We start from the raw sequence: 13,634 nt of genomic DNA on the forward strand, positions 1-13,634 counted from the left end.
ATGGTCACGCCCTGCGCCGCGTCTCCTGCTTCTCAGCGCCACCGCATGCTGGGGGCTTTGCTGGTGCGGCGCCTGCCAGGCAGTGCGCACCCCATGTTCAACATCGAGCGCGCCGACCAGGGCTTGTTCCTGCTGTGGCTGGCCTTCATGGGCTTGCTGGGGTTTGCCGCGCTGCTGCTGTGGCAAGCCGGTGCCTGGCACCGGCTGATCGAGGCAGACCCAACGCGGCTCACCGTGGTGATCGTGCTGCTGTTCGTGGGCTGCTCGGGCTGGGCCGGTCACCGCGCCTGGGTGCTGGGTCGCCAGCGCCTGGCGCTGGACAAAGCGCGGCGCAGCGCAGGCAGCTGGAGCAGCGAATTCCTGCAAGGCACCGCACAGCCGGGTGCCGACCGGGCTTCGTGGTTGCTGGTGTTGGGCGAACGCGCCCACGGCGCCCACGAAATGGCCTGGTGGCTCAACGGCATCCAACTCAAGCTGGGCCTGCTGGGCAAGGTGATCGGCTTCTCCATCCTGGCGCTGCAACTGGGGCAAATGGACAGTTTCGACCCGAGCCAGAGCGCGCAACTGCTCAAGAGCCTGACCGGCGGCCTGGGCATCGCGCTGCTCACCACCGTGACCGGGCTCACCGGCAACATCCTGCTGGGTCTGCAGCTGATGCGGCTGGACCGCTTTGCCGACGCGCTGGTGGCCGATACGCTGGCCTTGTCCTTGCAATCCGACGGAGCCCCCGATGGCGATCGGCCGACCGGTCCGTGACACCGAAACCGATCCGTTCTACGACATGTTGTTCAACATGTTGATCGCCTTCGTCTTCTGTTTCGTCATCGCCATCCTGGCCTTCAACCCGCAGGCGCGCAAAGCCGGCGACGTGCCGGCCAAGGCCGAGTTCATGGTCACCGTCTCGTGGCCTGACGGCAACCCCAACGACGTGGACGCCTGGGTCATGGAGCCGGGGGGCAAGACGCTGTGGTTCCGCCAGCGCGACGCCGGCCTGCTGCACCTGGACCGCGACGACCGCGGCGCCAAGAACAGCAGCGTGCTGGTCAACGGACGCGCGTTCAGCAGCCCGATCCGGCAGGAGATCGTGACCCTGCGCGGCATCGTTCCCGGCGAATACGTGGTCAACGCCCATTACTACGACAGCGGCGACCAGCAGCCCGTGGATGTGAGCGTCGCCGTGGTCAAGATCAACCCGCAGGCCGAGATCGTGTTCACCGGCACCCAGCAGATCCCGCGCAAAGGCGACGAGCGCACGTTGATCCGATTCACGCTGGACGAAGCCGGTAGCGTGACCGACCTCAACACCAACCCCAAGACCATCGTGCAGCGCACGGGTTTATGAACCACCCCTGGCGCCGCATCGGGTCTTCTCCTTCAGGGGTACCCCACCAGCAGTCGGGCAAATCCGGTTCTGCGGTGTGTGCTTGACCTAACCCATCGCTACGACCACATGATTCCTGCCGTCTCCTCACAGCTCCTGCTGCTGGTCATCGTCTACGCGCTGCTCGCTTTCTTGCTGCTGGTGCTGTGCCTGGGCACGCGCTGGCACTGGGGCCTCAAAGCCGGGCTGGTGCTGCTGGTCAGCGGCTTTTACGCGTTTGGTCACCAGACCTTCCAAGGCGTATCGGGCTGGCCAGCCGAAGACGAACTGCCACGCCAGTTCGTGCTGCTGGCGGCCGTGTTCGACGAACCCAGCCCCGGGCGCGGCCACCCCGGTGCGATCCACCTCTGGGTCAACCCCATGAAAGACAACGCACCGCTGGCGATGCCACGCGCCTTCAAACTGCCCTACGAAAAAGACCTGCACCGCATCCTGGGCGACGGCATCAAAAAGGCGCGCGACGGCAACACCCAGATGGGCGAGACCAAACCCCGCCGCGGCCCGGGTAGCCTGGCCTGGCTGCGGCCTGCAAGCAACGACCAGGTTGAAATCAAGTTGAGGGATCTCCCTCGCGCACAACTGCCCGAGAAATGAAGACACACCCTGCGTCGTTTAGCGTCGTCCACCTCTCTCGCTTTCGGCGGCAGGGGGACAGCACCTGTGGCCGGGCGAAGCCGGTTCTGGGGTGCGACTGGGTTTCGGACACGCGCTCGCGCAATGCCGCTTGGAAGACACCCGCCACCTGGCTGGCGGTGGCCTTGCTTTCTGGCTGCTCGGTTCGCGACATGGGCAACGAATGGTTCCCGCTGCGCGAAGGCGCTGAGCAGACCCTGGCCGTGGCCTACGCGATGGACGAACCCCGCGAGCCCGAGCATTGGACGATGCGCGTCCAGGCACACGCCACCTTCCAGAACCAGCCGGTGGCCGTGCGCCACCACTCGGCCGGCGTGAGCTACTACCTCCAGGTGGACGAGCAAGGCATCCGCCGCGTCGCCACCCGCACCGACATCGACAACGAACCCACCGCCGACGCCGAGCCTCTCTGGGTGCTGAAAGCGCCCTACCAAGTGGGCACCGAGTGGACCACGCCCACCGTGCCCTACCTGATCGAGCGCAGAAACGAATACCCGCGCGAGCTGAAATACACCCACAAGGCACAAATGACCTGGCGCATCGAAGCCGTGGACGACAGCGTGAAGCTGGCCGACGGGAGCACCCACAAACCCTGCCTGCGCGTGGTGGGCGAAGCCCGTCTGAACCTCTACACCGACCCGGTCAACGGCTTCACCGACGTGCCGCTCATCAGCCGCGAGTGGTATTGCCAGGGCAAGGGTTTGGTGAAACTGCAGCGGGAAGAAAAGGTGCCCAGCGGGTTCCTGAACGGGGGCGTGCTCACGGCCGAATGGGCGCGGTAGCTGTGGATACAGCACGCATCGCACCCGCGCGGCTGCGCCTGCAAGTTCGGCAACCACATAGAAAAGAGCCACCTGCCCGCGCATTGCGGTGCATCAGGCAACGGCTACAGGCCCCACCGTAAACTGGCAAAACACGGCGTCCACCCGGCGGCGCTGCCTTTGCTGAACCGCGCCTGCCCGTCACCGACCACCGCACGCCCCTGGATTCCGCCAGCCCGCCCGGGCTGAGCGCGTCCGAGGCCACACGGCGCCTGGCGGCCGAGGGGCCGAACCTGCTGCCGGGCAGTGTGCCCAAGTCGAACGCGGCGATCGTGCGCGAGGTGATCACCGAGCCAATGTTTTTGATGCTGCTGAGCGCCGGCGGCATCTACCTGGCGCTCGGCGACCGCGGCGAAGCGCTGTTTCTGCTGAGCTTTGTGGGGGTGGTGATCGGCATCACGCTGGCGCAAGAGCGCAAAACCCAGCGCGCGCTGGAGTCGCTGCGCGATCTGTCGGCACCCCGCGCGCTGGTGTGGCGCGACGGGCAGGCGCTGCGCATCGCCGGACGCGAGGTGGTGCGCGGGGACGTGCTGGTGCTGCACGAGGGGGACCGCATCGCCGCCGACGCGGTGCTGCTGAGCGGGGAACTGGAGGTGGACGAATCGCTGCTGACGGGCGAGGCGGTGCCGGTAGCCAAGCGGACCCTCGCGGACGCTGCGCCGGACGACAGCAAGGTGGCGCTGTTCGCCAGCACGGTGGTGACGCGCGGCGTGGCGCAGGCCGTGGTTTGCGCCACCGGCGTGCATACCGCGGTGGGGCGCATTGGCGCTGACCTGGCTACTACCACCGAGCCCCCGTCGGCGCTGCAAGTGGGCTCACGCCAACTGGTGCGCCGGCTTGGGCTGGCGGCACTGGTGCTCGCCATGGCGCAGGTGCTGCTGGGCTGGTGGTGGAACGACCGGCCACTGCTGGAGAGCCTGCTCGCGGGCATCGCGCTGGCCATGGCGATTCTGCCGGAAGAAATTCCGGTGATCCTCACGGTGTTTCTGGCGCTGGGTGCTTGGCGCCTGTCGCGCCATCAGGTGCTCACGCGGCGCGTGACCGCGGTGGAGGCCCTGGGCGGCATCACTGTGCTGGCGGTGGACAAGACCGGCACACTCACCGTGAACCGCATGGCCGTGGCCGGGCTTGCCACGCCGGACGCCGCCTTCAACCCCGAGGGCGCAGCGGCCCTGCCGGAGGCCTTTCACCGGCTTGTTGAATTTGCCATGCTGGCGACACCGGGCGATCCGTTTGACCCGATGGAAAAAGCGATCCAGACCTTTGGGGACCAGTGGCTGCAAGGCACGGAGCACGTACACGACGGGCGCGAGCCGGAATTCGAGTACCCGCTGTCCGGCGAGATCGTGGCCATGACGCGGGTGTTCACCAGCGCGAACCCGGCTCTGCATGTGCTGGCCACCAAGGGCGCCCCCGAAGCGGTGGTGGACCTGTGCCACCTGGCTCCTGGGCAACGCGAAGCGGTGCGGCACCAGGTGGAAGCGCTGGCCGAGCAGGGTTTTCGGGTGCTGGGGGTGGCTTGTGGGCATTGGAGCGGCACCACACCGGCGCCCGGGGCGGCCCCGCGCTGGCCCGCCAGCCAGCACGACTTCGATTTCGAGTTTCTCGGCCTGCTTGCGCTGGCCGACCCGCCGCGCTCCGAGGTACCCGCCGCCCTGGCCGAAGCACGGCGCGGGGGTGTTCGCGTGATCATGATGACGGGCGACCACCCGGCTACAGCCCGGGCGATTGCGCGCCAGGTGGGGCTGTCCGAACGGCCCGAACTGATGACAGGTGCCGACATGGACGCACTGGACGACCACGCCCTGACGCAGCGCCTGCGCCAGACTGACCTGTGTGCGCGGCTGAAGCCCCAGCACAAGCTGCGCTTGGTGAAGTTGCTGCGCGCCGACGGCGAGGTGGTGGCCATGACGGGCGACGGCGTGAATGACGCGCCCGCACTGAAAGCGGCGGATGTGGGCATTGCCATGGGTGAGCGCGGCACCGATGTGGCTCGCGAAGCCGCCGCGCTGGTGCTGCTGGACGACAGCTTTGCGCGCATCGTGGGCGCCATTCGGCAGGGTCGGCGCATCGACAGCAACATCCGCAAGGCCACGCGCTTTGTATTTGCGGTGCACGTGCCCATCATCTTGCTGGCGTTGGTTCCGCCGCTGCTGCATTGGCCAGTGCTGCTGATGCCGGTGCACATCGTGCTTCTGGAACTGTTGATCGACCCGGCCTGTTCCGTGGTGTTTGAGGCGGAGCCGGAAGACGGCGACATCATGGACCACCCACCGCGCCCGATAAGCGACTCACCCTTTGCCCTAGCACCGCTGCTGAACGCGGTGCTGCAGGGTGCCGGCATGGCCGCGGTGCTGCTGGCTGGGCATGCAGCGCTGATGACTCAGGGCTGGGTAGCGGGCGAGGCGCGAGCGGTGGTGTTCGGTGCCCTGGTGTTGGGTGTGATGCTGCTGATCGGAGCCAACCGCAACCCGAAGCGCCCCGTCTGGGTGGGCCTGAGCGGGGGCAACCCCTGGCTATGGCGCATGGCAGCCGGTGTGGGTGCGCTGCTGGTGGCGGTGCTGACGGTGCCCTGGCTGCGCGACCTGATGGGCTTGGTGTTACCCGCGCTACAGGGTTTGGGGGTGCTGGCGAGCCTGCTGGCACTCTGCCTGGGCTGGCTGGAACTGCTGCGCCACTTGCACCGATGAGGGGTGCATCACGCTGATCGACGAGGTGCACCACAGAGGCACCCAGCACGCACCACGCGCGAATGCGTTTCCCGCGCAGCGGCTCACTTGAGCGACAGGATCCAGTAGACCACCTGGCGAGTGTCGCTTTCGGTGATGGCGACGGCGTTGGGCGGCATGGCAATGCCAGCAGCCTTGTTTTTCCAGTGGCTGGAATAGGGGTTGGAACCCTCCAGCACCACACGCGTCAGGAAGTCGGCAGCGCCAGGTTTACCGCGGTACTGCGCCGCCACGTCTTGCCAGGCGGGTCCGATGGGCAGTTGTCCGCCCTTGAGGTCTTGGTGCGAAATGGTGTGACACGCGAAACAACCCGCACCGGCTGCGGTCTTCTTGGCCGACTCTTCAACAGAGGCAGACTGGGCATGTGCGGCAGATGCGGCCACTGCCAGCGCCAAAGCCGCCCAGCGAAGGAATGAAGTGTGGTGGGTCATGGTGAGAAGCACGGAAGGTGGATAAGAAAGAGGTCGAAACCGGCGGTAGCAGACCCAGTGCGCTTCAGGGCTTTTGGGTCATGACCCAGTGGGCCATGGTTTTCAAGTCTTCGGCAGAGAGGCTGGCGTGTGCAGGCATGGGAATGCGACCCCATTTGCCGCGTGAACCATTGCGCACGCTCTGCGCTAGGGTGTCGCCGGCATCGGATTGGCCCGCGTACTTGGCGGCAATCGACTGAAATGACGGTCCCACCACCTTTTCGTCTTTGGCGTGGCAGGTCATGCAGCCACTGGACTTGAGCAGGTCCAGCGTGTCTTTGTCGTTCTGCGCCCAGGCTGAAGACAGCCCCATGGTGAGCAGCAGGAGGGAAACGGCGTGGTGTTTCATGTCAGTAAATCTTCAGAACCCTTCACAGACGCCAAGGCAGACCGTGAAGGGTTCGGGGTTGCATCAACGGGGCTGGCGGGTCACTTCAAGAGCTTGAAGGTCCAGACCGAACCGCCCTGCTCCAGGAAGTTGACCTTTTTGGCCACTTCACCGCCCCACAGCGGCACAGCGCCACCCCAGCCAGAAACCACGCTGACGTACTGCTCGCCGCCTTCGGTCCAGGTGATGGGAGGGGCCACCACGCCAGAGCCGGTCTGGAACTGCCAGACCACCTTGCCGGTCTTGGCGTCGGCGGCTTTCAGGTAGCCCTCCGGCGTGCCCCAGAACACCAGGTCGCCCGCAGTCAGCACACCACCCCACAGCGGCGCCTCGTTCTTCACTTCCCACTCGACCTTGCCGGTCTTGGGGTTGATGGCGCGCAGCGAACCGATGTGGTCGTCAAACAGCGGCTTGATGGTGAAACCCGCACCCAGGAAGGCCGCGCCCTTCTTGTAGGTGATGGGCTCGTTCCAGATTTCCATGCCCCATTCGTTGGTGGGCACATAAAACAGGCCGGTCTTGGGGCTGTAGGCCATGGGCATCTGGTTTTTGCCCCCCAGGAAACCAGGCGCAGAAAACACCGCTTTGCCTTTGGCGCCGTCGCCGCCGGTAGCCGTCGGGTCACCAGGGCGGTTGGCTGGGTCGAAGTTCGGGCGACCGGTCTTTAGGTCGATGCCGGTGGCCCAGGTCACTTTCTTGACGAACGGGAACGCATTGATCAGCTTCCCGGTGGCGGCATCGTTCACATAGAAGAAGCCGTTGCGATCAGCCTTGGCGCCCACGCGCTTGCCGTCCATGTCGAAGGTGATGAATTCGTTCACACCGTCGTAGTCCCAGCCGTCGTTGGGCGTGTTCTGGTAGTGCCACACAATCTTGCCGGTCTTGGGGTCGATCGCCACCGTGGACGTGGAATACAGGTTGTCGCCCTTGCGCACATGGCTGTTCCAGGGGCCTGGGTTGCCAGTGCCGAAATACGCCAGCTGGGTCTTGGGGTCGTAGCTGCCACCCAGCCAAGGTGTGGCGCCGCCGGTCTTCCAGGTCTCGCCGGGCCAGCTGGCGTTGGTGGTGCCGGTGATGCCGTTTTCCTTGCCGTCCTTGTAGCCCATGTGGCCTTCAACCACCGGGCGAGACCAGACCATCTTGCCGGTCTTGGGGTCGCGGGCTTCCACGCGGCCCACCACACCGAACTCACCGCCGGACAAACCGGTCATGAGCAGGCCCTCGGCGATCAGCGGGGCAGCGGTGTAGCTGTAGCCGGCAGAGTAGTCGTCGATCTTCTCGCGCCAGACGACCTTGCCGGTGTTCTGGTCCAGGGCCACCAGCTGAGCGTCCAGCGTGCCGAAGATCACCAGGTTGTCGTACAGCGCTGCGCCGCGGTTGATCACGTCGCAGCAGGGCATGATGCCCTCGGGCAGGCGGTGCTCGTACTTCCAGAGTTTCTTGCCGGTCTTGGTGTCCACCGCGTAAATGCGCGAGTAGGAAGCGGTGACGAACATCTTGCCGTTGTGCACCAGCGGTTGGGACTGCTGGCCGCGCTGCTTTTCACCACCGAAAGACATGGACCACGCTGGCACCAGGCGGTTGATGTTGTTGGCCGTGATGCCCGTCAGCGACGAATGGCGTTGCCCCTGGGTGCCCAAGCCCCAGCTCAGGACGTTGTCGGGCGTGGCTGCGTCGTCGGCAATCATGGCGTCGGTCACCTGGGCTCCCACGTGGGCGGTGGCGGCCATGACCAAAAGGCTCAAAAGGGTGCGTTTCACAGTGTTGTCTCCTGCTCGTTTGTGGGGTGGATGGGCTGCTCGCCCGCTCGTTTGTGAACTCCCGACCCTCCGGTCCGTGGGTTCCACCTCTACAAGATGGCAACAACTGTGCCAAGCCGAAAACCCCTTTTTTGGCGGGGCTGCGTGCCCGAAACACACCACTTTTGCGCCGAACTGCGCCAGCCACTGTTCAACCCGTGGGGCTGTGCCGTGACACTGTTCAAAAATGGGTCAACTCCCACTGGCGCTGCAACACCACCCAGACGCAGGAAAGCCGCCGGGGGGTTGGTTTCAGCGCGGGCGCGGTGGAGCCGCCAGCACCTGGCTTTCGTAGCGGGGGTACCACTGCGTCAGGCTGCGGTGCAACTCGGCGGGCTGCGCAGCCCAGCGAGCAAACCGCTCGGGTACCGGCGCTTGCAGCACCTCACCCAGGTCCAGACCGCGTTCAGCACTGTCCTGCATGTGGCGGGTCATCCAGCGCAGCCAGTCGCGGGTTTGCTGCACACCGGCCGGGCCGCTGTGCACCGGTCCATGGCTGGGCACGATCTGTTTCACGGTGCCACTGGCGAGCCATTGGTCCAGCGTGTCCAGGCTGTTCAGCCACTGCGTGAAGTGGGCATGGGGGGTGGTGGGCACGCGCTCGGCAAACACCAGCCCGCCCGCAAACAGCACGCCTGTGGTGTGGTCAAACAACACCAGATCGTCGGCAGTGTGGCCTTGCAGGCGCCGCAGCTCCAGTGTGTGGCTGCCCAGGCGCAGCGTCTGCGGCAGGGTTTTGGCGTCGATGGCGTTGCGTGCCGGCGTGGACTCGGTGCCCTTCATCCAGTCGCCGCACAGGCGGTAGAGGTTGTCGGCATAGGCGGGGCCTTCGGCTTGCATACCCGTCACGCTGCCCGCCAGCGCCTCGGTGGGGCGATCGGCCCAGGCCTGGTTGCCAAAAAAATAGTCGGGGTGCAGGTTGAGGCTCAAGACACGCAACACCGGTTCGCGCGTGATGCGTTCAATGGCCTGGCGTTGCTGCTCACCATACAGCCGTGAAGGCCCGGTGTTCACCACCACCACGCCCGCACCGGTGGCAATGAAGGCGGTGTTGATGATGTTGCAGCCATTGGCGCGGCTGAAGTCGTCTACGGCGCCTTCGATGACCCAGGTGCGCGGCGCTATCTGGCGCGGCTGCAGGTCGTAGTTCAGCCGGGCCATGTCGGGCCGGGACGCCGCTGCGGGCACCACCACCTGGGCTTGTGCAGCGCATGCCAGCGCCACACCGGCCGCACACAGCAGGCGCTTCAGTGAGATGGCAGCGCGCTGCGAGCTGGCTTGGGGGCGGCCCGGCGCTGCGCTCATTGGGAGACCTTCGCTCTTCGAGCTGCGCTGCGAGCTGGCTTGGTGGCGGCCCGGCGCTGCGCTCATTGAGATACCTCCGCTCTTCGAGCTGCGGTGCGAGCTGGCTTGGGGGCGGCCCGGCGCTGCGCTCATACCCCCACCTCGGTGTTGATGCGGTTGCCGTTGTTGTCGCGTCCCACCAGGCGCAGGCCGCTCAGGGTTTGCGGGGGCAGCTCGAAGGTGATGAGCGGGTTTTCCGACACCGGTTCGTGCAGCGCCAGCTTGAACCACACCTGGCCTGCGCTGTCCTGCAACTGCAGGTCCTCCAGATAGAAAGCGGGTATGCCGGCCACCAGCCCCGTGTCCATCGGGTGCATGACGCGGACCCGCAAGCGCCGGCTGCCTTCCAGCACATTGTTGAAAAAGCGCGCCTGCACCTGGCCCAGCGTTTTGCTCCACGAACCATCGGCTCGGGTGACGCCCGGCACCGTACAGCCACCACCCGCCGCCTGCACCCAGATACCGCCCACATGCCACTGGCCGTCGCGCGTCTGCACAAACGCCCGCACGGGCGACGCCTGTTCCATGCGGATGCGAAACGCCAGCATGGGCAGCGCCAGCAGGGGTTCAAAGTCCAGCACCTGGCGCACCGGGTTGCGGTCCACCGCCACCTTGATGCGCGCCACGCCGCCCCCCACCGCCGAGAGACCGCGCGCATCCACCAGCAGCGGCACATTCATCGCGTCGTCCGCAAAGGCAGGGCCCTTCACGCTCACCTGCTCGTTGAAGCGGGCCGGTGCCTTGCCAATCGTCTGCTCGCGCAGGCCCGGGTACTGCATTGACCCCAGCGGATCGCCACCGGTCTGGTCGTCCTGGGCCAAGGTGGGGCTCAAGCCTGCTAGGCCAGCACCACACAGCAATACATCGCGTCGGTTCGGCAGAGGATGCATATTTCTCTCAAGTTAAAAAACAACCGGAGCGTGCCCCATCTCAAGCCAACAAGACCGCCGGAGCACGTGTCCTAACGCCAGGATGCCGCGGAACCGGCTTTGCCGGGCCGCAGGCATCGCCCCCTGGGGAGTGACGCCACAGGCGGCGCGAGGGGTCACCGTCTTGTCCAGCCGCGCTGCGGGTCGTAGCCCCACAGCGCGGCCACAAAAAACACCACGCTGCAACCCAGCACCACCGCCCAGGCCGTGGCCGTGAACTGCCCCACCAGTGCAAAGCGCATGGCCTCCACCGCGTGGGTAAAGGGGTTGAACTCGGCCAGCTTGAGCAGCCACCATGCGCCGGACTCTTCCAGCTTCCAGAGCGGGTACAGCGCCGGGCTGATGAAGAACATGGGGAAGATCACGAAGTTCATGGTGCCGGCGAAGTTTTCCAGCTGCTTCACATACACCGACAGCATGAGCCCCAGCGCCGCGAGCATGGTGGCCCCGCTGGCCATGGCCAGCAGCAGCCCCGGCAGGTGGGCCAGCGGCACCTCCACACCAAAGGCCCAGGCAATGGCCAAAAAAACCACCATCTGCAAGACAGAGAGGCAGGTGCCCGCCAGCAGCTTGAAAGCCAGCAACCAGCCGCGCGGCAACGGGGCGGTGAGCAGCAGGCGCATCACACCCATTTCACGGTCATACACCATGGAAAGCGAGCTCTGCATGCCATTGAACAAAGCCACCATGCCCAGCAAACCGGGCACCATGTAGGCCTTGTATTCCACATAGGTCTCGTAAGGCGGCACGATGGCCACGCCAAACACGTTGTTGAACCCGGCCGAAAACACGACAAACCACAACAAGGGCCGCACCAGCGCCGAACCCAGGCGCGTGGGCTGGCGCAGAAAGCGGTTGAGCTCCCGACCCACCACAGCGCGCAAGGCGCGCAGCAGGTGCATGGGCAGCGCAGGCGCCACCTGTCCGCTCAGAGCAGGGCTTTGCATGCGCTCTCCTGTTGGTCCATACCCAGCGTGTCAAGCACCGCTTTTGGATGCAACACGCCTTCCAGCGGCGCCGTACCGACCACGCCGTCCACATGGCTCAAAAACAGGGGCTGGCGCAACTGACCGTCCCACGCCCGAAACGACAGCCGAGGACCTTTGAACCCGTCAATGAAAACCGGACCACCGCGCAGCGCCTTGAGCTGCTGTGCCACCGTTGCCTTGGGCCCGGCCACCAGCACGGCAGCCACCGCCCGGCCAGCCGCCCAGGCGGCCCAGTCGTGGCCTTGCATGGGGCGCTTTGCCAGCTTGAAAAAGCGCCGGCTCAACTGCGGGCCGCCGTTGCGTTCCCACTGCGGGTGCCAGGCGGCGGCCACCAGACCGCTGGCGCCCACCACCGGGCGCGGCCATTGGGTGGCATAGGGCACGGTGCGGGCAAATTCACCTTCGCTGTCCATCACGGCGACCAGCTCGTGCTCGCGCTCGCCGGTGAGCAGGCGGGTGTTGCCCAGATCGCGCTCGCGCGGGTCGCCGGTGAGCTTGAAAGGCCTTTGCTGCGTGACCTTGATGCCGTAGCGCTTGGCCGACCGGTTGAACGCTTCCGCTTGCAAGTCATCGCCCGGCAGCGGCCCTTGCAGCACCAGCGCCTTGCGCCAATTGCGTGCAGCCAGGTACTGCGCCAGCGCGTCGCTGAACATGGCGCGGCTGGGGTAGGTGTGCAGCAGGTGGGCGGCGCACTGTTGCGCTCGCAAGCGGTCGTCGTCCAGGCCGGTGTTGAACACCACCGCCCCACCCAGGGCAGCGGGCGCGGCCTGCACCAGTTGCTGCAGCTCGGCCAGTTGCAGGTCGGCCACCACGTGCTGCACCTTCAAAGCCTTCAGTTCGGCCAGCGCCTTGGGCAGCGCTGCGGCGCTGGGCAACACCACGTCTTTCACCTCCAGTACCAGCCCGGCGGCATCCAGTTCAAAAGCCGAATCGTCGGCCGCCAGCCTCACGCCGTCGACCGCGCGGCCCGTGGGATGACCCGGGTAGGCGCGCTCCATGCGGCGGGCCAGGTGGCGCGAATCGCCGTCCAGCGAAACCACGGCGATGGTTACTTTGGTGGCAGCGGTGGCCGGCGGGGAAACGCAGCCCAAAACGCCCAGCAACGCCAAGCCGCAGGCGCGCCAGCGTGTCAAGCCCGGCAGGCCGATCACCGGCTCACCAACACGGTGTGCGGCACACGCCCGGCCGGCACCGTGCGGAGTGCTTTGGCGCTGGCGGCGTCAATCAGCGTCATGTCGTCCGACAGGCCGTTGGTCACATACAAGGTCTTGCCGTTCGGGTGCATGGTCAGGCCCCAGGCCCGCTTGCCTACCAGCACCAGGTTCTTGACGGCTTTGGTGGCCACGTCCACCTCGGCCACATGGTTGGCTTTACCCAGACCGACCCACATGCGCTGTCCGTCGGGGCTGAGCGTCATGCCCACCGGGGTGATGTCGGCCTCGCGCATACCCTTCACGGTGAATTTGATCTTCTGCTTTTCGGTGTGGGTCTTGGTGTCGACCACGCTCACCGTGGCGTCAAGTTCATTGGTCACCCACAGTTCAGCGCCGTCGGGTGAGAGTACGAAACGGCGCGGGCGCTTGCCTACCTGGATGTTCTTGGTGACCTTTTTCGTGCCCAGATCGATCACATGGACCACATTGGCCACCTCGGAGGTGACGTAGGCGGTCTTGCCATTCGGCGTCACCAGCACGCCCTCGGGCTCGCCACCGGTCTTCACCTCAAACAGCGGCTTTTTGCTGGCCAGGTCGTAGGCGGCCATCAGGTTTTCGTCCTCGATGGACACATAGGCGGTTTTCCCATCGGGGCTGAGGTCAAACATCTCGGGGCTGTCACCCAATGGCAGGGCGCCTGTCATCTTGGCGGTGGCCAAGTCGATCAAGCCCATTTCATTGCTGTCGCCGCAGATCACAAGAATCTGCTTGCCGTCCGCGCTGAACGACATGTCGCGCGGGCGTTTGCACACGTCAATGGCACCGGTGCGCTCACCCTGGGTGTCGAACACGTAAAGCTTGTTGTCTTTTTCGCTGGACACATAGACATTGCCGGCACCCTGAGCATGGGCAGCCAACGCCAAGGCGGCCCCCACGGCAGTGAACAAGACGGTACGAAGGGCATACGGCACAGGGGCGCGACGGGTCATTGGTGGTC

At 65.8% G+C, this 13,634-nt stretch carries 13 protein-coding genes; 5 read left to right on the forward strand and 8 right to left on the reverse strand.

Features of this window, described 5'->3' with window-relative positions; genetic code table 11:
- The 5 genes from ACTG4K_RS07310 to ACTG4K_RS07330 all read left to right on the forward strand — a co-directional run bounded on the left by ACTG4K_RS07310 (position 1) and on the right by ACTG4K_RS07330 (position 5,525).
- Complete coding sequence (locus ACTG4K_RS07310) at positions 1 to 756, forward strand: hypothetical protein (RefSeq protein ID WP_439113522.1); 756 nt, start codon at positions 1 to 3, stop codon at positions 754 to 756.
- Positions 731 to 1,342, forward strand: coding sequence for a hypothetical protein (locus tag ACTG4K_RS07315; RefSeq protein WP_439113523.1), 612 nt, complete (start codon positions 731 to 733; stop codon positions 1,340 to 1,342). The genes ACTG4K_RS07310 and ACTG4K_RS07315 overlap by 26 nt, the downstream gene beginning before the upstream one ends.
- 108 nt (positions 1,343 to 1,450) lie before the next feature.
- Positions 1,451 to 1,975 (forward strand): hypothetical protein, encoded by a 525-nt coding sequence (locus ACTG4K_RS07320; RefSeq protein WP_439113524.1) that lies wholly within the window; start codon positions 1,451 to 1,453, stop codon positions 1,973 to 1,975.
- A gap of 191 nt (positions 1,976 to 2,166) precedes the next feature.
- Positions 2,167 to 2,796 carry a hypothetical protein gene (locus tag ACTG4K_RS07325; RefSeq protein WP_439113525.1) on the forward strand — a complete coding sequence of 210 codons (630 nt, stop codon included), beginning with the start codon at positions 2,167 to 2,169 and terminating at the stop codon, positions 2,794 to 2,796.
- A gap of 200 nt (positions 2,797 to 2,996) precedes the next feature.
- Positions 2,997 to 5,525, forward strand: a complete 2,529-nt coding sequence (locus ACTG4K_RS07330) for a cation-translocating P-type ATPase (RefSeq protein WP_439113594.1) — start codon at positions 2,997 to 2,999, stop codon at positions 5,523 to 5,525.
- Positions 5,526 to 5,608: 83 nt separating this feature from the next.
- On the opposite strand, the gene ACTG4K_RS07335 is transcribed toward ACTG4K_RS07330, so the two are convergent.
- The 8 genes from ACTG4K_RS07335 to ACTG4K_RS07370 form a co-directional block, all read right to left on the reverse strand.
- The gene (locus tag ACTG4K_RS07335) at positions 5,609 to 5,995 is read right to left on the reverse strand and encodes a c-type cytochrome (RefSeq protein WP_439113526.1); all 387 of its coding nucleotides are present in this window, start codon (positions 5,993 to 5,995) and stop codon (positions 5,609 to 5,611) included.
- A gap of 64 nt (positions 5,996 to 6,059) precedes the next feature.
- Complete coding sequence (locus ACTG4K_RS07340) at positions 6,060 to 6,383, reverse strand: c-type cytochrome (RefSeq protein ID WP_439113527.1); 324 nt, start codon at positions 6,381 to 6,383, stop codon at positions 6,060 to 6,062.
- Between the two features lie 80 nt (positions 6,384 to 6,463).
- Positions 6,464 to 8,152, reverse strand: a complete 1,689-nt coding sequence (locus tag ACTG4K_RS07345) for a PQQ-dependent methanol/ethanol family dehydrogenase (protein WP_439113595.1) — start codon at positions 8,150 to 8,152, stop codon at positions 6,464 to 6,466.
- A gap of 321 nt (positions 8,153 to 8,473) precedes the next feature.
- Positions 8,474 to 9,592 carry a quinoprotein relay system zinc metallohydrolase 1 gene (locus tag ACTG4K_RS07350; protein WP_439113528.1) on the reverse strand — a complete coding sequence of 373 codons (1,119 nt, stop codon included), beginning with the start codon at positions 9,590 to 9,592 and terminating at the stop codon, positions 8,474 to 8,476.
- 62 nt (positions 9,593 to 9,654) lie between these two features.
- Positions 9,655 to 10,455, reverse strand: a complete 801-nt coding sequence (locus ACTG4K_RS07355) for a quinoprotein dehydrogenase-associated SoxYZ-like carrier (protein WP_439113529.1) — start codon at positions 10,453 to 10,455, stop codon at positions 9,655 to 9,657.
- A 155-nt stretch (positions 10,456 to 10,610) separates the two neighbouring features.
- Positions 10,611 to 11,441: an ABC transporter permease gene (locus ACTG4K_RS07360; protein WP_439113530.1), complete on the reverse strand. Its 831-nt coding sequence runs from the start codon at positions 11,439 to 11,441 to the stop codon at positions 10,611 to 10,613.
- The gene (locus ACTG4K_RS07365; RefSeq protein ID WP_439113531.1) at positions 11,423 to 12,616 is read right to left on the reverse strand and encodes a branched-chain amino acid ABC transporter substrate-binding protein; all 1,194 of its coding nucleotides are present in this window, start codon (positions 12,614 to 12,616) and stop codon (positions 11,423 to 11,425) included. The genes ACTG4K_RS07360 and ACTG4K_RS07365 overlap by 19 nt, the downstream gene beginning before the upstream one ends.
- Positions 12,617 to 12,630: 14 nt before the next feature.
- Positions 12,631 to 13,626, reverse strand: coding sequence for a PQQ-dependent catabolism-associated beta-propeller protein (locus ACTG4K_RS07370; RefSeq protein WP_439113532.1), 996 nt, complete (start codon positions 13,624 to 13,626; stop codon positions 12,631 to 12,633).
- Positions 13,627 to 13,634 lie beyond the last annotated feature (8 nt).

This window comes from Hydrogenophaga sp., from assembly GCF_965657535.1.
Classification (GTDB): domain Bacteria; phylum Pseudomonadota; class Gammaproteobacteria; order Burkholderiales; family Burkholderiaceae_C; genus Hydrogenophaga.